Source organism: Streptomyces sp. NPDC049585, from assembly GCF_040675615.1.
GTDB classification, from domain to species: domain Bacteria; phylum Actinomycetota; class Actinomycetes; order Streptomycetales; family Streptomycetaceae; genus Streptomyces; species Streptomyces luteosporeus.
Map to the genome: position 1 here is coordinate 47971 of NZ_JBFAPE010000021.1, position 18740 is coordinate 66710.

The 18740-nt window shown below is 72.9% G+C and carries 17 protein-coding genes and 1 riboswitch; of the genes, 5 read left to right on the top strand and 12 right to left on the bottom strand.

Features of this window, described 5'->3' with window-relative positions; genetic code table 11:
- Positions 1 to 36: 36 nt before the first annotated feature.
- A complete protein-coding gene (locus tag AB0K17_RS21275) occupies positions 37 to 951 on the bottom strand; it encodes a MurR/RpiR family transcriptional regulator (protein ID WP_365983905.1) in 915 nt (304 codons plus the stop codon).
- A 75-nt stretch (positions 952 to 1026) separates the two neighbouring features.
- Here AB0K17_RS21275 and AB0K17_RS21280 point away from each other — a divergent pair, with 75 nt between their 5' ends.
- Positions 1027 to 1386 (top strand): hypothetical protein, encoded by a 360-nt coding sequence (locus tag AB0K17_RS21280; protein WP_365970151.1) that lies wholly within the window; start codon positions 1027 to 1029, stop codon positions 1384 to 1386.
- Positions 1383 to 1649, top strand: coding sequence for a DUF4031 domain-containing protein (locus tag AB0K17_RS21285; RefSeq protein ID WP_365983907.1), 267 nt, complete (start codon positions 1383 to 1385; stop codon positions 1647 to 1649). The genes AB0K17_RS21280 and AB0K17_RS21285 overlap by 4 nt, the downstream gene beginning before the upstream one ends.
- A gap of 228 nt (positions 1650 to 1877) precedes the next feature.
- On the opposite strand, the gene AB0K17_RS21290 is transcribed toward AB0K17_RS21285, so the two are convergent.
- Both AB0K17_RS21290 and AB0K17_RS21295 read right to left on the bottom strand, forming a co-directional pair.
- Positions 1878 to 3086 carry a Cmx/CmrA family chloramphenicol efflux MFS transporter gene (locus AB0K17_RS21290; RefSeq protein WP_365983861.1) on the bottom strand — a complete coding sequence of 403 codons (1209 nt, stop codon included), beginning with the start codon at positions 3084 to 3086 and terminating at the stop codon, positions 1878 to 1880.
- Positions 3087 to 3145: 59 nt separating this feature from the next.
- Entirely contained in the window at positions 3146 to 3790 is a 645-nt protein-coding gene (locus tag AB0K17_RS21295) for a hypothetical protein (protein WP_365969522.1), read from the bottom strand.
- A 245-nt stretch (positions 3791 to 4035) separates the two neighbouring features.
- Here AB0K17_RS21295 and AB0K17_RS21300 point away from each other — a divergent pair, with 245 nt between their 5' ends.
- Complete coding sequence (locus AB0K17_RS21300; protein ID WP_365969524.1) at positions 4036 to 4734, top strand: copper homeostasis protein CutC; 699 nt, start codon at positions 4036 to 4038, stop codon at positions 4732 to 4734.
- Positions 4735 to 4801: 67 nt separating this feature from the next.
- Here the strand turns inward: AB0K17_RS21300 and AB0K17_RS21305 are convergent, their stop codons facing one another.
- Positions 4802 to 6007: an MFS transporter gene (locus tag AB0K17_RS21305; protein ID WP_365983862.1), complete on the bottom strand. Its 1206-nt coding sequence runs from the start codon at positions 6005 to 6007 to the stop codon at positions 4802 to 4804.
- A gap of 100 nt (positions 6008 to 6107) precedes the next feature.
- Here AB0K17_RS21305 and AB0K17_RS21310 point away from each other — a divergent pair, with 100 nt between their 5' ends.
- Positions 6108 to 6461, top strand: a complete 354-nt coding sequence (locus AB0K17_RS21310) for a helix-turn-helix domain-containing protein (protein ID WP_365983863.1) — start codon at positions 6108 to 6110, stop codon at positions 6459 to 6461.
- A 6-nt stretch (positions 6462 to 6467) separates the two neighbouring features.
- Here the strand turns inward: AB0K17_RS21310 and AB0K17_RS21315 are convergent, their stop codons facing one another.
- Positions 6468 to 8609, bottom strand: a complete 2142-nt coding sequence (locus AB0K17_RS21315; protein WP_365983864.1) for an ATP-binding domain-containing protein — start codon at positions 8607 to 8609, stop codon at positions 6468 to 6470.
- A gap of 465 nt (positions 8610 to 9074) precedes the next feature.
- On the opposite strand from AB0K17_RS21315, the gene AB0K17_RS21320 reads away from it, so the two are divergent.
- A complete protein-coding gene (locus AB0K17_RS21320; RefSeq protein WP_365983867.1) occupies positions 9075 to 9410 on the top strand; it encodes a hypothetical protein in 336 nt (111 codons plus the stop codon).
- A gap of 13 nt (positions 9411 to 9423) precedes the next feature.
- On the opposite strand, the gene AB0K17_RS21325 is transcribed toward AB0K17_RS21320, so the two are convergent.
- From AB0K17_RS21325 to thrC, 7 genes are all read right to left on the bottom strand, one after another.
- Positions 9424 to 9705, bottom strand: a complete 282-nt coding sequence (locus AB0K17_RS21325; protein WP_344432608.1) for a hypothetical protein — start codon at positions 9703 to 9705, stop codon at positions 9424 to 9426.
- Positions 9706 to 9805: 100 nt separating this feature from the next.
- A complete protein-coding gene (locus AB0K17_RS21330; protein ID WP_365983868.1) occupies positions 9806 to 11458 on the bottom strand; it encodes a DNA repair helicase XPB in 1653 nt (550 codons plus the stop codon).
- Between the two features lie 79 nt (positions 11459 to 11537).
- Positions 11538 to 14021 carry a tetratricopeptide repeat protein gene (locus tag AB0K17_RS21335; RefSeq protein ID WP_365983869.1) on the bottom strand — a complete coding sequence of 828 codons (2484 nt, stop codon included), beginning with the start codon at positions 14019 to 14021 and terminating at the stop codon, positions 11538 to 11540.
- Positions 14022 to 14167: 146 nt separating this feature from the next.
- A complete protein-coding gene (gene groL / locus AB0K17_RS21340) occupies positions 14168 to 15790 on the bottom strand; it encodes a chaperonin GroEL (RefSeq protein WP_365969531.1) in 1623 nt (540 codons plus the stop codon).
- Between the two features lie 339 nt (positions 15791 to 16129).
- Positions 16130 to 16333 carry a cold-shock protein gene (locus tag AB0K17_RS21345; protein ID WP_190135646.1) on the bottom strand — a complete coding sequence of 68 codons (204 nt, stop codon included), beginning with the start codon at positions 16331 to 16333 and terminating at the stop codon, positions 16130 to 16132.
- A gap of 414 nt (positions 16334 to 16747) precedes the next feature.
- Positions 16748 to 17023 (bottom strand): ubiquitin-like small modifier protein 1, encoded by a 276-nt coding sequence (locus AB0K17_RS21350; protein WP_365969533.1) that lies wholly within the window; start codon positions 17021 to 17023, stop codon positions 16748 to 16750.
- An 80-nt stretch (positions 17024 to 17103) separates the two neighbouring features.
- Positions 17104 to 18429, bottom strand: a complete 1326-nt coding sequence (thrC, locus tag AB0K17_RS21355) for a threonine synthase (protein WP_365969534.1) — start codon at positions 18427 to 18429, stop codon at positions 17104 to 17106.
- Positions 18423 to 18569, bottom strand: a riboswitch (SAM riboswitch). It overlaps the preceding gene by 7 nt.
- Positions 18570 to 18740 lie beyond the last annotated feature (171 nt).

Here is an 18740-nt window from a genome sequence, read left to right on the forward strand (position 1 = left end):
GGGGCCTCTCCTCCGGCTCGGGGGAACGGGATGCCATCAGCGCCGGTCGCGCCGGTCGTGCGGGGCGTGCCGGTGCGCCAGCGCCTCGTACGAGGCGGCCAGCGCCGGTGCCGCCCGGTCGTACGTGGCCTGGGCGACGCCGATGAACAGGCAGTCCACCACGAGCAGCTGGCTCGTGCGGCTCGACATGGCCGCGGGGCGCAGCTCGCTCTCCCGGGCGGAGGACGTGACGAGGACGTGATCGGCGTACTGGGCGATCCCCCCGCCCGGCCGGCCCGTGACCGCGATCGTCGTCGCCCCGTGCTCGAAGGCGACGCGCAGCGGCTCGACGACATCGGTGGTGCTGCCGGAGTGCGTGAGGGCCAGGGCCACGTCGCCCGCGCCGAGCTGCACGGCCGTCGTCACGGCCAGGTGGGGGTCGGCGTGGGTGTGCGCCACCAGGCCGATGCGCAGCAGCTTCTGCACGAGGTCCTGGCCGACGAGGTGGGAGGCTCCGCTGCCGTAGACGTCGATGCGGCGGGCCGCGGCGAGTGCCGCGACGGCGGCCTCCAGGGCGGCGGTGTCCAGGCCGGCGGCGGTGTCCGCCAGGCACTGCGCCTCCTCCTGGGCCAGCTTGGCGACGACGCTGGCCATGGGGTCGTCCACGGCGATGTCCGCGGTCACGGCCGGGGCCCGGCCCGCCGCCTGCTCGGCGGCCAGCGCCGCCAGGGCCAGCCGCAGGTCGCGGTAGCCGGGATAGCCCAGGAGACGGGCCGTGCGCACGACGGTCGCCTCGCTGGTACCGGTGCGCTCGGCGAGCCCCGTCACGGTCAGCGCCGCGGAACCGGCCGGATCCCCGGCCACCGCCTCCGCCACGCGCTGCATGGAGCGGGTCATGGTCGGGGCGAGCGTACGCACCTTCGCGGCCAGCGCCGCGGGCGGAGTGGGGCGCGCCCCGAAGGTTTCCTTCACGGTGCCGCTCACGTTCCGAAAGGTATTTTCGGCCCGGCGCGCCGTCAACCCCGTACGCCCGGGACAATGGTGCACATGGAGCTCGAACAGGCACTGCACGCGGCGCGTGCGCTCGTCCTCGCCGACCTGGTCGCCGGCGACGTCGCCGAGGCCGACGTCGTCGACCTCGTCGAGGACGCGGTCGCCCACCGGCGGTGGTGGGTCGAGCAGTGGCCGCAGGGCGCCGAGTACCTGCCCGGGCTCGTGGCCCAGGACGTCCAGGACGCCCTGCTGGAACGGCACGGCCGCTGGCCCCTGTGCCCCCTGTGCACCGACTCCGGCGACCCCCACGCCCTCGAAGTCGAACCCGAACTCGGCCCCGACCCGCACTGGGCCTGCACCAAGCAGGCCGTGCTCGTCGCGCCCATCGGCTCCCTCGGCACGGCGGTGCGCTGATGCTCTACATCGATCCGCCGACCTGGCCGGGACACGGACGCCTGTGGTCCCACCTGGTCAGCGACGAGTCGTACGCCGAACTGCATGCCTTCGCGGCCGCCCTCGGCGCGCCGCCGCGGGCGTTCGACGGCGACCACTACGACATTCCGGCGTCCTCGTACGAGACGGCGGTGGGGATGGGGGCGACGCGGATCAGCAGCCGCGAGCTGGTACGCCTGCTCCGCGAGTCCGGCCTGCGCCGCCCGAAGCGGCGCGCGCCGTAGGCTTCCCCGTCTCCCGGGGGCTCCGCCCCGTAAGGGGCGCGGGGCGGTGTCGATCTGCGGCTGCGCCGCGTGGGCGCGATCAGCCGGCGACGGCCCGCAGTCCGACGCGCACCTTGGGCGGAGCAGCACCCCCTGTGCGGGCACGTCGTGGCTTGTCGCGCGGTTCCCCGCGCCCCTTACGGGGCGCCGTGGTGACCGCGTAACGAAGAGCTGCCAGACAGGGCCCGGCTACGCCGCCGGCTCGCGCTTGCGCTCCCGCTCCGCGGATCGCGCCACCACCCGCGACTCCCCGCCGTGCAAACGGCCGGCCACCACCGTCGTGCACAGTGCCAGCGCCGCCAGGTCCGCGCCCAGCCAGGCCACGGCCGGGTAGCCCCAGCCGGCGGCGATGACGAGGCCGCCCAGCCACGGCCCCACCGTGTTGCCGAGGTTGAACGCCGACGTCGTGGTCGCGCCCGCGAGCGTCGGTGCGGCGTTGGCGACGTTGAACATGCGGGCGTTGAGCGCGGGCGCCGTCGTGAACGCGGCGACGCCGAGCAGCATGGCCATGCCGACGGCCGCGGCAGCGGTGTGGGCGGTCAGGGCGAGGACCGCCATGACGACGGCCGCGGCACCGATGCCGCTGTACATCGTCCCGAAGAGGTGCGCGTCGGCGACGCGCCCGCCGATGGTCGTGCCGATCAGTGCGCCGACCCCGAAGAGGGCGAGGACGGTCGGTACCCAGCTCTCCGGCAGTCCGGCCGTCTCGGTGAGCAGCGGGGCGAGGTAGGAGAAGAGGCAGAAGACGGCGGCGGCGTTGAGCGCGGTGGTGATCAGTGCGAGCCAGACCTGCCGGTCGCGGTAGATGGAGAGTTCGGTGCGCAGGCGCGGCGCGTCGGCGCCGGTGGGCGGCTGGGTGGCGGGAACGACCGCGAGGACGCCGACCAGGCCCACGGCCGAGAGCGCGGCGACCGCCCAGAACGCGGCGCGCCAGCCCGCGTGCTGGCCGAGGAGGGCACCGGCCGGTACGCCGGCGATGTTGGCGATGGACAGGCCGCCGACCATGACGGCCATGGCCCGGGCGCGGGCGTCCACCGGGACGAGCGAGACGGCCACCGCCGCGCCCACGGCCCAGAACCCGGCGCACGCCAGTGCGCTCACCACCCGGGAGGCGAACAGCACCCCGTACGTGGGCGCGAGCGCCCCGGCCACCTGGCCGAGCCCGAAGACGGCGAGCAGGGCGACGAGCGTCGTACGGCGCGGCAGTCGCAGGGTCGCGGCGGCGAGCAGGGGCGCGCCGACGACCATGCCGATCGCGAAAGCGGAGACCAGCAGTCCGGCCTGCGGTATGGAGACGTCCATGTCGCGGGCGATCGGCTGCAGCAGCCCGGACAGCATGAACTCGGAGGTGCCGAGGGCGAATACGGACAGGCCGAGCACATGGACGGCGACGGGCATGGGCGTACGGGAGGGACTGGCGTGGGGCATATCCATGACCAGCGCGAACGGCCGGACCGCTATTCCCCGGTGAGCAGCTCCAGTTCGGTGGCGAGGTTGCGGCGTGCCAGCAGTTCCCACCGGTCGTGGCCGAGCGGGGTGCGGAAAAGTCGTGGCAGGGCGAGGAGATGACGCAGCACATCGGCGCGTCCTGCGCGGAAGGCGTCGTCCGGCACGAAGGCGTACTCCTCGCGGACGGCGGCCGCGTACGCCGCGTACGCGCGCGGGGAGCCGCCGAGCACCGCCAGGTCGGCGTCGCACAGCGTCTCGCCGTCGCGGTCGCCCGGGTCGGGGTCGTGGGTGGTGGTGAGCCGGACGAGCCGGGCGACCTCGGCCGTACGGGCCGGGTCCAGGCCGAGCTCGGGCAGGGCGCGCTCGGCGAGGTGGGCGGAGCGCTCCTCGTTCTCGGAGCGGTCCGGGCGGTAGACGGCGTCGTGGAACCAGGCGGCCAGGCGGACGGCGTCGATGTCGTCGGCGTACGGCTCCAGCGCGTCGAGGTGCGCGAGGACGGCGGAGAGGTGGTCGACGGTGTGGTACCGCCGCTGCGGCTCGGCCCAACGGGCCAGCAGGTCGTCCGCGTAACGGTCGGGATCGGGCCCCTGACCGGGCCGGACCCGCTCGACGGTCCGCCGCCAGCGGGCGCGCAGGGCATCGTGCTCGGACATGAGGGCCATGGTGCCCATTGTGGGCCACTCACCTGGCCGGATCCGGTGGAGTCTTCAGCAACGGTCCGGGCAGCACGTGCTACTCGGTTCCCGCCCACCAGGCCCGTACCGAGACGTACTACTCGCTCGGCAGTGTCACCGACGCGAAGAGCCTGACCACCTGCTGACCGCCGCCCCACCCCGCACCCCCGCCCCCGGCGAGGCCCCGTCGACGGGCGGGTGCGGGGTGTGGCACGCTTGATTACATGTCTAGACCAATTCTCGAGGTGATCGCCCTCGGCCCCGAGGACGCAGTGGCCGCGCAGGCCGGAGGTGCGGACCGGCTCGAACTGGTCTGCGACATGGCGGCCGACGGTCTCACCCCTCCCCTTGAGACCTTCACCGCCGTCCGGGACGCCGTCGACATCCCCGTCCGCGTGATGCTGCGCGCCACCGACGGCTTCGCCGCCGGCGACGCCGCCGCACTGGACGCCCTGTGCGCCCGGGCCGCCGCGCTGCGGGCCGCGGGGGCGCGGGAGTACGTCCTCGGCTTCCTGACCGACGACGGCCGCGCCGACCTCGCCGCCGTCGGCGCCCTCGTCGAGGCCGCCGGCCCGGCCGCCCGCTGGACCTTCCACCGTGCCGTCGACCGCGCGGCCGACCGCGACGCGCTGCGCAAGCAGCTCGCCGACCAGCCGGGCCTGGACACCTACCTCACCGCCGGCTCCCCCGCCGGCGTCGACGACGGCCTGCCCACGCTCCTGGCCGAGGCCGGCCGCGCGGACGAGCCCGGCTACGAGCCGCGCATCATGGCCGGCGGCGGACTGCAGCTCAAGCACGTGCCGCCGCTGCGGGCGGCGGGCATCACGGCCTTCCACATCGGCTCCGCGGCCCGCCCGGCGGGCTGGACGTCCCCGGTCGACCCCGCCGCGGTCCGCGTCTGGCGCGAGGCGCTGGACGGGTAGCGCCCCGTAAGGGGCGCGGGGCAGTGCCGATCGGCGGCAGCCGCAGATCGACGCTGCCCCGTGCCCCTTACGGGGCGCTGCGTGATCCGCCGGACACGGCGGAAGGGGTGGGCGCAAGCCGGCCCACCGGCCGGCGCCCGTCCCGCACGGCCCCCGCCAGGACCGTGGCGGCCACCACCAGCGCCGTGCCCGTCAGCGGGAACCAGCGCTCCCCCAGCAGCGCGATCGCCGCGCTGCCCGTCGCCCCGCCCGCCGCGATCCCCGTGTAGAGCGCGCTGCTGTTGAGCGAGATCAGCAGCGGTGCGTTCGCCGGGTCCACCGACACCAGCCGGTGCGGCAGGGCGACCCCGATCGCCCAGCCGGCCATCGAGACCACCGCCGCGTACGCCATGGCCCCCGGCATGGTGCGCCCCAGCCAGGGCAGCGCCGTGAAGGCCGCGGCCGCCACCGCGCCGCCCAGGAGCAGCACCCGGTCCGCCCCCAGGCGGTCGACGGCCCGGCCGCCCAGCCAGGTGCCGGCCACCGAGGCCGCGCCGCCGGCGAGCAGGACCAGGCTCAGCCGGTCGGCGTCGCCGCCGGTGGCGGTGCGCACGGCCGTGCCGAGGTAGATGTAGACGGCGTTGACGGCGAGGAAGTACGCGAAGGTGGTCAGCACGCCGATCGCCACGCGCCGGTCCCGCAGCGGCGCCAGCCGCTCGCGCAGTCCGGGGGTCGCGCCTCTGCCGGCCGCCGGCGGTTCGCGCAGGAAGAGGGCCACTCCGGCGATGGCGACGATGCCGAGCGCGACGACGAGCCACAGGGTCAGCCGCCACTCCACGCGCCCGAGGTAGGTGCCGAGCGGTACGCCGAGCGCCGTGGCGACGGTCATCCCGCCCATGACCGTGCCCAGCGCGCGGCCGCGCTGCTCGGGCGGCACGAGCCCGGTGGCGACCGCGTTGGCGGTGGGCGTGTAGAGCGCGGCCCCGGCCGCGGCGAGCACGCGCGTGGCGAGGAGCGTCTCGTACGTGGGGGCGAGCGCGCTGAGGGCGTTGGCGGCGGTGAAGACGACGAGGGCCGTCAGCAGCAGCCGGCGGCGCGGCCAGCGGGCGGTGAGCGTCGCCAGCAGGGGCGCGAACACCGCGTAGGCGAGGGCGAAGACGGTCACCATCTGGCCCGCGGCCGGGACGGAGACGTCCAGGTCGCGGGCGACGAGGCCGAGGATGCCGGCCATGACCATCGAATCGGTGCCCACGGCGAAGGTGCCGAGGGCGAGCAGGAGCAGGCGAAGACGCACGGATCCCCCTTGTCTGGCGTCAACTGTTTGGCGTTCGTCAAACAATAGGGAAAGGTGGATGATTGTCAAACAGTTGCCGAGGAGGAGAGGACCCCGCCCGATGCCGGACGAAACGCTTCCGCAGCCCGCACGCGAGGAGATCGAGCTGGTCGCCGTGTTGCGCGCCCTCGGCGACCCCGTACGCCTGCGACTCCTCGCCGTCTACGCCGACGACCGCGAGCACAGCTGCGACCAGTGCGAGCTCGGCCTGGAGGGCCTCCACAAGTCGACCGTCTCGCACCACATGCGCGTCCTGCGCGAGGCCGGCGTCACCACGACGCGCACCGCGGGTCGCAACCGCTACGTGCGCCTGCGCCGCGCCGACCTCGACGCCCGCTTCCCCGGCCTGCTGGACGCGATCCTGAAGGAGACCGCTCAGGCCGCGCAGGCCGGGCAGGCCGGGATCAGCGGCTGACGGGCCTCAGCCCTCGCCCCGCCCCAGCTCCGCCGGCAGCGGCTGCGCGTGCAGCACGGTCAGGCCCGACACCGCTCGGGTCAGTGCCACGTACAGGCGCCGCAGGCCCGTCCGTTCGTCGGGTTCGCCCGCCACGACCGCCGCCGGCTCGTCCAGGACCACGTAGTCGTACTCCAGGCCCTTCGCCAGCGTCGACGGCACCAGGGTCAGGCGGGCACCCTCGCTCGTCTCCTCGCCCGGGGCCAGGTGGGCGAGGCCGGCCCGGTCCAGGGCGCGGGCCAGTTCCGGTACGCGCGCGTCGGCGGCGATGAGGCCGGTCGAGCCCTCGTGGCCCAGGGCCTGCCGGCAGGCCGCCACCACCGCCTCGTCGAGCGCCTCCGCACCCACTTCGCGCACCGCGAAGTCGCCCGGCGACTCGCGCACCGAGGTGGCCTCCTTCAGGCCGGGCGCGATCGCCGGCAACAGCCGGGAGGCGTAGGCGATCACCTGGCGGGGCACGCGGAAGCCCTGCGTGAGCTCCGTGACGACCGCATCGGCCTTGCCGAGATGGGCCAGCGCCTCCTGCCAGGTGCGCGTGGCCCACGGCGTCGTGCCCTGCGCCAGGTCGCCGAGGATCGTCGCCGAGCCCGTGGTGCAGCGCCGGCCGACCGCGCGGTACTGCATGGGCGAGAGGTCCTGGGCCTCGTCGAGCACCACGTGCCCCAGCGAGGGCGTACGGGTCACGAGGTCGGCCGCCTCGTCGATCAGCACCGCGTCCGCCGCGGACCACTTGGCCGAGCGCACCGAGCGCGGCGGGCGCTCCCACAGGATGTGCCGCTGCTCGTCCTCGTCGAGCAGCCCGGCCGCCTGTTCCGCCAGGAACGACGCGTCCGACAGCAGGCGCAGCACGAGCTTCGCCGGGTCGACCGCGGGCCAGATCGCCTTGACCGCCGCCTTCACGGCGGGGTTGCGGGCGACCGCGTCCTGCACCCGGTCGTCGGGGGCCTCGCCGGACTCCTCCATGCGGACGAGCACGGCGTGCGCGATGCGCTGCGGCAACGCCTCGCGCGCGGCGCCGTAGCGGATGTCGCGGGCCAGCAGCTCGCGCACCATCTCCTCGATCTCGTACGCCGGCACCCGCCAGCGCCGGGCGCCGCGCACGACGACGACCGGTTCGGCCGGCATCGTCACGCCGGAACGCACCGCGCGCCGCAGCACCTCGGCCATGCGCGCGTCGCCCTTGATACGGGCGGCGGCGGGGGTGTCGGTGCCGCGCACCTCGACCTTGGCAACGCTGCCGACGAGGTCGGCGACGGTGGCCTGGGCGACGTTCAACTCACCCAGTGCGGGAAGTACTTGTTCGATGTAGCGCAGGAAGGAGCGGTTCGGCCCGACGACGAGCGTGCCGGTGCGGGCGAGCCGCTCCCGGTGGGCGTACAGGAGGTACGCGACGCGGTGCAGGCCCACCGCCGTCTTGCCGGTACCGGGGGCACCCTGCACGCACACGGTGCCGGCGATCCCGGCGCGTACGATCTCGTCCTGCTCCGGCTGGATGGTGGCCACGATGTCCCGCATCGGGCCGACGCGGGGCCGCTCGATCTCGGCCTGCAGCAGGGCCCCGGCCCGCTCGTCGGCGGCCGGGTCGGCGCCCGTGAGGTCCTCGTCCTCGTACGCCGTCAACTCCCCGCCCGTGTAGCCGAAGCGGCGGCGCAGCCGCACGTCCATCGGCTCCTTCTTCGACGCCCGGTAGAACGGCTGGGAGACCGGTGCACGCCAGTCGACGACCATCGGGTCGCCGTCGCCGTCGTGCACATGCCGCCGCCCGATGTAGAACTGCCCGCCCGTCGCCCGACCACCACCCCGGCCGGAGGCGCTTCGCGCCGCCCCTTTTGATGCGGCACCCTCCGCCAGCTCCGCACCGGGGGCATGCAGATAGTCCAGGCGCCCGAAGAAGAGCGGGGTGTGCGCCAGATCCGCCAGCGCCGCGATGCGCTCCTCGATCTGCCGCTCCAACACCTGGGCGTTGACCCAGTTGGCGGCGACATCCTTGATGTCGAGCGCCTCGACGTCGGCCCGCATCGCCCGCAGAGCCGCCCGGGAGGCGGCCAAATGGGTGCGCTCGCGCTCCAGCGGGTCGTCGGCGTGGGTGGTCACTTGCTGTGCGGGCACGGCGGAGCCTCCAGACGTACGGCGGAAGAGCGGTCGGCCGCCGGTTTCCGTCCGGACGGCAGCGCACCCGCGGCGAAAGGGGCGGGAGGCGGCGAGAAGGGGGGATTGTAGTCACCTGCCCCCTGGGCGCGCGAAGCATTTTCCGCGCCCCCGGCGCGCCCTCGGGGACGCCCGTCCCTCTCCCGTAGGGGACGCCGTGCTGCTCAAGTCGTACGCCCGGACCTGCGCAGTTACACCGGCAGGCCGATGCCGCGGCGGTGGCCGGAAGCCATCATTGAGGGCATGAACACGACCACGCCATTCAACTCCGCCCTCCGCGCCTTCAAGGCCTTCGCCGGCGCGGCCCTGAGCGTCGTCCTCCTGGGCCGCCACGCGGAGGAGCGCCCCGCCCTCTGAGTAGCCCGTCCCAAGGAGCTGAGTACGTCGGCGGTGTTCCGGCGACCCGCCGGCCGGTTGGATGGGGGCATGAACCACACGAACTCCGCGAGGGACGACCGGGCCTGGCTGGTCCGCTCCCTGACCACCCTCGTGATGCTGCCGCTGCTGTTCATGGACTTCGTGTCCATCGGCCTGTCGCCGATGGCGACCGACAGCTGCGGCCCCGACCACTGCTCGCAGGCGCTGAACAACGCCCTCATGGCCGCCCCGATCCTGTGGCTGACGGCCGTCGTCCTGCTGATCGTCTCCTGGGTGCTGCCCTCGCGCACCCGCTTCTCCGCGGCCCGTACGACCACGGCCGTGCTCTCCCTGGGCGCCGGCCTGCTCACCTTCGCCGTGCTGGCCAACCTGCCGAACGGCTGACGGGCGCAGTCGGCTACGACTCCGGAAGCAGTACGTCCGCGTCGTCGAAGATGCGCAGCACCACCAGCAGCAGCCGCCCTCGCGAGACCATGTACTCCGCGACGATCTGCGAGGTCAGCCGCACCTCGCGGTCGTGCTCCCCCAGCCCGATGGGCCGGGAGAGCTCGGTGTAGGGGTCACGCGCCAGGATCTCGACGGCCTTGTCGAACGCGGCGCGGCGCACCGGATCGAGCCGGTCGCGGTCGCGCGCCGCCGGCTCGGTGTACAGCACCTCGTAGATCTCCTGATGAGGCAAAGCGCCCTCCTTGCCGTACCACCGCCGCGCCGTGGCGTGAATTCGTCCGCGGGAATTCACCCGCCAGGGTAGCGACTGCTCCCGCGTACACGCGGGCGCATCAGCCGGTCCCGTCGCCTGCCGGCAACTCGTCGGCGTCGACGATGCGGTACGCGTAGCCCTGCTCGGCCAGGAAGCGCTGGCGGTGGGCCGCGAAGTCCTGGTCGATGGTGTCGCGGGCGACGACCGAGTAGAACCGCGCCTCGTGTCCGTCGGCCTTGGGCCGCAGCACCCGCCCGAGCCGCTGGGCCTCCTCCTGACGGGAGCCGAAGGTGCCCGACACCTGGATGGCGACGGTCGCCTCCGGCAGGTCGATGGAGAAGTTCGCGACCTTGGAGACGACCAGGACGGAGATCTCCCCCGCCCGGAAGGCGTCGAAGAGCTTCTCGCGCTGGGCGTTGCTGGTCTCGCCCTTGATCACGGGCGCATTCAGGTGCTCGCCGAGCTCGTCGAGCTGGTCGATGTACTGGCCGATGACCAGCGTCTGCTCGCCCTTGTGCCGGGCCACCAGCGCCTCGGTGACGCGGCGCTTGGAGTCGGTGGTCGAGCAGAAGCGGTACTTCTCCTCGGGCTCCGCCGTCGCGTACGCCAGCCGCTCCGATTCGGTGAGGTTCACCCGCACCTCGACGCAGTCGGCCGGGGCGATGTAGCCCTGGGCCTCGATCTCCTTCCACGGCGCGTCGAAGCGCTTGGGGCCGATCAGGGAGAAGACGTCGGACTCCCGGCCGTCCTCGCGCACCAGCGTCGCGGTCAGTCCGAGCCGCCGCCGGGCCTGCAGGTCGGCGGTGAACTTGAAGACGGGCGCGGGCAGCAGGTGCACCTCGTCGTAGACGACCAGGCCCCAGTCCCGGGAGTCGAACAGCTCCAGGTGGGGGTAGATCCCCTTCCGCTTCGTGGTCAGCACCTGGTACGTGGCGATGGTGACCGGGCGGATCTCCTTGCGCGTCCCGCTGTACTCGCCCACCTCGTCCTCGGTCAGCGAGGTGCGCCTGACCAGCTCGTGCTTCCACTGCCGGGCCGAGACGGTGTTGGTCACCAGGATCAGCGTCGTGGCCTTGGCCTTGGCCATGGCCCCCGCGCCGACCAGCGTCTTGCCCGCGCCGCACGGCAGCACGACCACGCCGGAGCCGCCGTGCCAGAAGCCGTCGACGGCCTGCTGCTGGTACGGCCGCAGCGCCCAGCCGTCCTCGTGCAGCTCGATGGGGTGCGCCTCGCCGTCGACGTACCCGGCCAGGTCCTCCGCGGGCCAGCCCAGCTTGAGCAGCGTCTGCTTGATCTGCCCGCGCTCGGAGGGGTGCACCGCGACGGTGTCGTCGTCGATCCGGGCCCCCACCAGCGGCACGATCTTCTTCGACCGGAGGATCTCCTCCAGCACCGGCCGGTCGGTGCTCTCCAGCACCAGCCCGTGCACCGGGTGCTTGAGCAGCCGCAGCCGCCCGTAGCGGGCCATGGTCTCGGCGACGTCGACGAGCAACGCGTGCGGCACGGGGTAGCGGGAGTAGGTGACGAGCGCGTCGACGACCTGCTCCGCGTCGTGCCCGGCGGCCCGCGCGTTCCACAGCCCCAGCGGCGTGACCCGGTAGGTGTGGATGTGCTCCGGCGCCCGCTCCAGCTCCGCGAACGGCGCAATGGCCCGGCGGCAGGCGTCGGCCTGCTCGTGGTCCACTTCCAGGAGCAGCGTCTTGTCGCTTTGGACGATCAGCGGACCGTTCACGCGTCACCCTTTCGCTACGGCTAAACCTCCAGTGTGCCTCATGCGGGGGTGGTCACGTCGGGGGTTCGCGAGCGGGCGGTCAGTCGAGGATTCCGCGGGCTTCCAGGATCTTGTGGACGTCCTCCAGGGTCCGCGGCGCCGGGCCGTCCTGCTCCAGGACGCCCGTCTCGCGCAGGGCGGGGAGGGCCTCGGCGAGGGTGGTGGCGGATTCCGCCGGGCTGCCGGCCTCGTGCAGGAGCTGGGCGAGGTTCACCCGGGCCAGGCCCTCGTGGTAGCGGTCGTCGGTGTCGCGGTAGCAGGCGACGGCCTCGGTGCAGGCCGCGAGGGCTTCGGCCGGGCGGCCGGCGCCGGCCAGGGCGGAGGCGAGGTTGACGAGGACCCTGCCCTCGGCGTTGCGGTCGGCCAGCTCGCGGTAGCGGGCCACCGCCTGTTCGAGGGGGGCGAGCGCCTCCTCGTTGCGGCCGGATCTGATCAGGGACAGCCCGAGGTTGCCCAGTGCGTTGGCCTCGCCGTGCGGGGCGTGGCAGGTGCGGAAGGCCTGGACGGCCCGGGCCTGCGCGTCCAGGGACTCCTCGAGCCGCCCCTGCCGGGAGCGGACGAGGCCCAGGTTGGTGAGCGTCTGGGCCTCGCCGTGGACGTCGCCCAGCTCGCACAGGATGTCCCGGGCGCGGACGAGGGCCTCGGCGGCCTCGTCGAGCAGGCCCTCGTGGCGCAGGACCGTGCCGAGGTTGTTCAGGGCCAGGGCCTCCCCGCGGCGGTCGCCGATGCGTGCGCAGATGGCGGCGTCCTGGCGGTGGACCTCGATGGCCTCGGCGAAGCGGCGCAGGTCCTGCAGGACGAGGCCGAGGTTGGTCAGTGCGATGCCCTCGTTGCGCAGTTCGCCGGTCTCGCGGTGGATGGCGATGGCCTTCTCCAGGACGGTGATCGCCTCGTCGAAGCGGCGCATCTCGCCGAGCACCAGCCCGAGGTTGCTCAGGGCGCCGGCCTCGCCGCTGCGGTCGTCGATCTGCCGGTACAGGTCCGCGGCGACCTTGATGATCGAGGCCGCCTCCTCGAACCGTCGCAGGTGGCGCATCGGCACGCTGATGTTGTTGAGCACTCCGGCGAGGGCGAGCGGCCATTCCATGGCCCGGGCCGCCGACATGGCCAGGGCCCCCAGCCCCAGCCAGTCGTCGAAGTGGCGCCGCAGGGAGAGGTACTCGACGAGGGCCTCGAACAGCATCAGGGGCAGTTGCGGTGCGTCGAGGGCGGCGGCCGTCGCCGCGACCGCGATGAGGTTGGTGCGCTCGTCGTCGAGCCAGGTCAGGGCCTGGTTGCGGGTGGCGAAGAGGGGGTGGGGCGCGGCCGCGTGGGCCAGGTGGCTGGCGGCGGCCCGGGTCGTGTCGACGTAGTACTGCAGGAGTCTTTCGAGGGCCCGCACGGCGGCGTCCCCGGTGCCGTGGGCCTCGCCCAGTTCGGCGGCGTACAGGCGCATCAGGTCGTGCATGCGCCAGCGCCCGTACGTCGCGCCCGCCTCCAGCAGGTGGCCGCGGGCGAGGGCACGCAGCAGCTCCTCGGCGGCGTAGGGGTCGGCGTCGGCGAGGCGGGCTGCGGCCTCGGTGGACAGGTCGGGGCCGGGGTTGAGGGACAGCAGCCGGAAGAGGCGGGCCTGGTCGGGGCGCAGGTGCGCGTAGGAGAGCGCGAAGGCCGCGCGGACCGTGGCGTCCTCGCTGCTCAGGCGCTCGAGTCTGCTGCGGCCGTCCTCCAGGGCACCGGCCATGGAGGCCAGCGGCCGGCTGGGCAGTTCGGCGAGCAGGGCGGCGACGATCCGCAGGGCGAGGGGCAGGTGGCCGCACAGCCGGGCGAGGCGGGCGGCGGCGCCGGGGTCGTCGGCGACGCGGGTGTCGTCCTCACCGCGGGCCTGGCGCACGGCTCCGGCCAGCAGGTCCACGGCGGCGGCCTCGTCGAGTACGGACAGGTCGTACAGCCGGGCGCCGAGGCCGGTGAGGGTGTGGCGGGAGGTGACGAGGACGGGGATGCGCGGGTCGCCGGAGAGCAGCGGCCGGGCCTGTTCGCTGCTGCCGGCGTTGTCGAGGACGACGAGGAGCCGGCGTCCCTGGTCGGCGTAGGCGGCGAGCACCGAGCGGTAGAGGCGGGCGCGGTCCTGCAGATCGGCGGGGAGGTGTTCGTCGGTGACGCCGAGGGCGCGCAGCAGGGAGCCGAGGGCGCGTTCGGGGGTGAGCCGGCGTTCGGCGTCGTAGCCGAAGAGGTCGACGAACAGCACGCCGCCGGGGAACCAGTCCCGCTCGCGCCAGGCGTGCCAGGCGGCCTGCCGGACGAGCTCGGTCTTGCCGACGCCGGGCAGTCCGGCCACGGAGCACACGTGGGGCGCGCCGTCGCCGGGCGGGCGCGGGCGCAGGAGGTCGGTGAGGAAGGCGAGGTCGTCGCCGCGGCCGGTGAAGGTGGGCGACGGATCGGGCATGCCGGTGAGGTGGGGCGGCAGTTCGCGGGGCAGCTGGAGGGTGACGTTCTGGCCCTGGACGACGGTGTGGAAGAAGACGCCGCCGGATATGTCGTTGTGCACGCCCCGCCCCTCGCTCGCATCCGTGTGCCTCCACACGGTACGGGCGCACCGGGCCGCGGGGAGGGGAAAACGCCGCCGGGGCGGCACCCCCTGGGAGAGGGGTGCCGCCCCGGCGATCAGGACGGTCGATCAACCGGTGCGGTCGATCAGAAGTCCATGTCACCGCCCGGCATGCCGCCCGGAGCGGCCGCGGCGGCCTTCTCCGGCTTGTCGGCGATGACGGCCTCGGTGGTCAGGAACAGCGCGGCGATGGACGCGGCGTTCTGCAGGGCGGAGCGGGTGACCTTCGCCGGGTCGATGATGCCCTCGGCGATCATGTCGACGTACTCGCCCGTGGCGGCGTTCAGACCGTGGCCGACGGCCAGGTTGCGCACCTTCTCCACGACGACGCCGCCCTCGAGACCACCGTTGACGGCGATCTGCTTGAGCGGGGCCTCCAGGGCGGCCTTGACGGCGGCGGCACCGGTGGCCTCGTCGCCCTCGAGCTCCAGCTTCTCGAAGACGGCGGACGCCTGCAGCAGGGCCACGCCACCACCGGCGACGATGCCCTCCTCGACGGCGGCCTTGGCGTTGCGGACGGCGTCCTCGATGCGGTGCTTGCGCTCCTTGAGCTCCACCTCGGTGGCGGCACCGGCCTTGATGACGGCCACGCCGCCGGCCAGCTTCGCCAGGCGCTCCTGCAGCTTCTCGCGGTCGTAGTCGGAGTCGCTGTTCTCGATCTCGGCGCGGATCTGGTTGACGCGGCCCTGGACCTGGTCGCTGTCACCGGCACCGTCGACGATGGTCGTCTCGTCCTTGGTGATGACGACCTTGCGGGCGCGGCCGAGCAGGTCGAGACCGGCGTTCTCCAGCTTGAGGCCGACCTCCTCGGAGATGACCGTGCCACCGGTGAGGATGGCGATGTCGCCGAGCATGGCCTTGCGGCGGTCGCCGAAGCCCGGGGCCTTGACGGCGACGGACTTGAAGGTGCCGCGGATCTTGTTGACGACCAGGGTCGACAGGGCCTCGCCCTCGACGTCCTCGGCGATGATCAGCAGCGGCTTGCCCGACTGCATGACCTTCTCCAGCAGCGGGAGCAGGTCCTTGACCGAGGAGATCTTGGAGTTGGCGATGAGGATGTAGGGGTCCTCGAGGACGGCCTCCATGCGCTCCATGTCGGTCGCGAAGTACGCCGAGATGTAGCCCTTGTCGAAGCGCATGCCCTCGGTGAGCTCGAGCTCGAGGCCGAAGGTGTTGGACTCCTCGACGGTGATGACGCCTTCCTTGCCGACCTTGTCCATGGCCTCGGCGATGAGCTCGCCGATCTGGGTGTCGGCGGCGGAGATGGAGGCGGTGGAGGCGATCTGCTCCTTGGTCTCCACGTCCTTGGCCTGCTCGAGCAGGGCGGCGGAGACGGCCTCGACGGCCTTCTCGATACCGCGCTTCAGGGCCATCGGGTTGGCACCGGCGGCCACGTTGCGCAGACCCTCGCGGACCAGCGCCTGGGCGAGGACGGTCGCGGTCGTCGTGCCGTCACCGGCGACGTCGTCCGTCTTCTTCGCGACCTCCTTGACCAGCTCGGCGCCGATCTTCTCGTACGGGTCCTCGAGCTCGATCTCCTTGGCGATGGACACACCATCGTTGGTGATCGTGGGGGCGCCCCACTTCTTCTCGAGGACGACGTTCCGGCCCTTGGGGCCGAGGGTGACCTTGACGGCGTCGGCGAGCTGGTTCATCCCGCGCTCGAGACCGCGCCGTGCCTCCTCGTCGAACGCGATGATCTTGGCCATGTGAAGTGGTCCTCCCAGGACGGGGTGGATTGCTCCGGACCGCGCTGGCGCCCGCGACGGACGGCCTGCTTGCCCCGCGGTTCCTTGCCCCGCTTGGCCCGCGACCTCACCGACGGTCCAAATCTGTCACTCTCACCTGGAGAGTGCTAAGCCCAATGATTAGCACTCGCACCCTGAGAGTGCAAGGCCGCCCTACCGGTGCAGCCTGCCCCGCCGGGCCTTGGGTCACACGTGGTGCCCAAGGGTGCCCGCAACGCGCGAGGGGCCCGCGTCGTGATGACGCGAGCCCCTCGGCGAGCTTCAGCGAGCTTCAGTGAGCCGGTGGTCGATGCGCACCGATCAGACGGTCACCTTGACCATGTCCGCCTGCGGCCCCTTCTGGCCCTGCGAGATCTCGAACTCGACCCGCTGCCCCTCCTCGAGGGTGCGGTAACCGTCCATCTGGATCGCGCTGTAGTGGACGAATACATCCGCACCACCGTCGACCGCGATGAAGCCGTACCCCTTCTCCGCGTTGAACCACTTGACGGTGCCCTGAGCCATGCCTAACTCCCCTATTACTGGCCCTTGCACAGGACCGCACTTCGCGGACCCGGGTCAGACCTCACCCCCAGACAGGGTGGGGGTGTGCGCCGGAACGCGTCGACCGCGGCTGAATGTATCTGCACGGATGCCGTCTGCAACAGGTCACTCGGACGAGAAATCCGGCGGCGGCCGATCGGTTATTCGTACCGATTTCCACAGCTTCCCGGGCAAGTCGGGCCGGGCAAAACGCCACCAACCCGGCAAATCGCATCCTCGCAATGGGCACAACTTGACGGGTTCTCGTACGCACTCGGCAGTGACGCCAGAGGGGGAACGCCCCAACTGTAGCGCGCTTCAACAGACGGAATCGCCCCGTCCGCTTTACGGACGGGGCGATTCCGTCTGCTTGCCGAGCGTGGTCGCGAGGCCGGCTCAGCCGCCCGCGACGGCGGGAATGATCGAGACGCCGGCCCCGTCGGGCGTGGCCGTGCCCAGGCCGTCCTCGAAGCGGACGTCGTCGTCGTTCACGTAGACGTTCACGAAGCGCCGCAGCTTGCCGGCGTCGTCGAGCACCCGGCCGGCGATGCCGGGATGGTTCGCCTCCAGGGAGGCGATCACCTCGCCGAGGGTGGCGCCCTCGGCGGCGACCTCCGCCTGCCCGCCGGTGTAGGTGCGCAGGATGGTGGGGATACGGACGGTGACGCTCATGGGTATGCCTCGACCTTCTGTGTGTCGTGTGAGGTGAGAGGTGTAAGCGAAGAAAGGGACGCCCGTTCGGGCGAAGGGCCCTACCGGCCCTGCAGGCCCGCCGCACGGAAGGCGTCGAGCGTCGGACGGATCGTGGCCGTCGGCCCCGCCGCGACCGCGTCGAGCGTCTTGAGCCCGTCCCCCGTGTTGAGCACGACCGTGGTCAGCTCCGGGTCCAGCGCGCCGCTCGCGAGCAGCTTGCGGGTCACGCCCACCGTCACCCCGCCCGCGGTCTCGGCGAAGATGCCCTCCGTCCGGGCGAGCAGCCGGATCGCGTCGACGACCGCCGCGTCGTCGACGTCCTCCACGCCGCCGCCGGTGCGCCGGGCGATGTCGAGCACGTAGATCCCGTCGGCCGGGTTGCCGATCGCCAGGGACTTGGCGATGGTGTCCGGCCGTACCGGCCGAACCACCTCGTGGCCCGCCTTGAAGGCGCGGGAGACCGGGGCGCAGCCCTCGGCCTGGGCGCCGAAGATCTTGTACGGCCGGTCCTCGACGAGCCCGAGGGCGACGAGCTCCCGGAGCCCCTTGTCGATCTTCGTCAGCTGGGAGCCGGAGGCGACGGGCACGACGATCTGGTCCGGCAGCCGCCAGCCGAGCTGCTCGCAGATCTCGTACGCCAGGGTCTTGGAGCCCTCCGCGTAGTACGGGCGGAGGTTGACGTTGACGAAGCCCCAGCCCTCGCCGAGCGGATCGCCGATGAGCTCGGAGCAGAAGCGGTTGACGTCGTCGTACGTGCCCTCGATGCCGACGAGGTCGCCGCCGTAGACCGCGGCCATGACGACCTTGCCGGCTTCCAGGTCGTGCGGGATGAACACGCACGAGCGCAGGCCCGCGCGGGCCGCGGCCGCGCCGACGGCCCCGGCGAGGTTCCCGGTGGAGGAGCAGGACAGGGTGGTGAAGCCGAAGGCGCGCGCCGCCTCGACGGCGACGGCGACGACGCGGTCCTTGAAGGAGTGCGTGGGGTTGCCGGAGTCGTCCTTGACGTACAGGCCGCCGGTCACGCCGAGTTCGCGGGCGAGGTTGTCGGCCTTGACGAGCTTGGTGAGGCCGGGGTTGAGGTTGGGCCGTTCGGCGACGTCCGCGGCGACCGGCAGCAGGGGGGCGTACCGCCAGATGCTGGCCGGGCCGGCCTCGATGCGCCGGCGCAGCTCCTCGGGATCGCCCTGGGGCAGCTCGTAGGCCACTTCCAGCGGTCCGAAGCAGGAGGCGCAGGCGAAGACGGGGCCGAGGGGGGAGCGCTCGCCGCACTCGCGGCAGGAGAGCGCGACGGCAGGTCCGAAGGAGGACGCAGGTCCGGCGGAGGGTGTGGTGGTACGACTTTCAACGGCTTCGACGGCCATGGAGGCGAGGCCCTTTCTCCTCATCTTCCTCGCGGCGCACCTCGCCACGAGACGGAATTGGCACCTTCCCCGCCGGGAGCCTCGCGTCCTGTACGGACGAAAGACCGGCTGGAGGGTTGCCGGGGCTTCATCGGGCCGTGTCCCTCTGCCCCTCTGGATGAGCGGTATGGCGCTGGGCGGACCCAGGCATTTGTGCGCGGAACGACCCCGACATAGGGCGGCCGTCCGCGTTGTTCAAGACTGTAACGGAAGGGGCGGCCGCAGCAGAGGGCCGTCCGAACCGCGAGATGCGTCACACGGGCGCATCGGCGACCATCGAGACGATGCACAGCAGG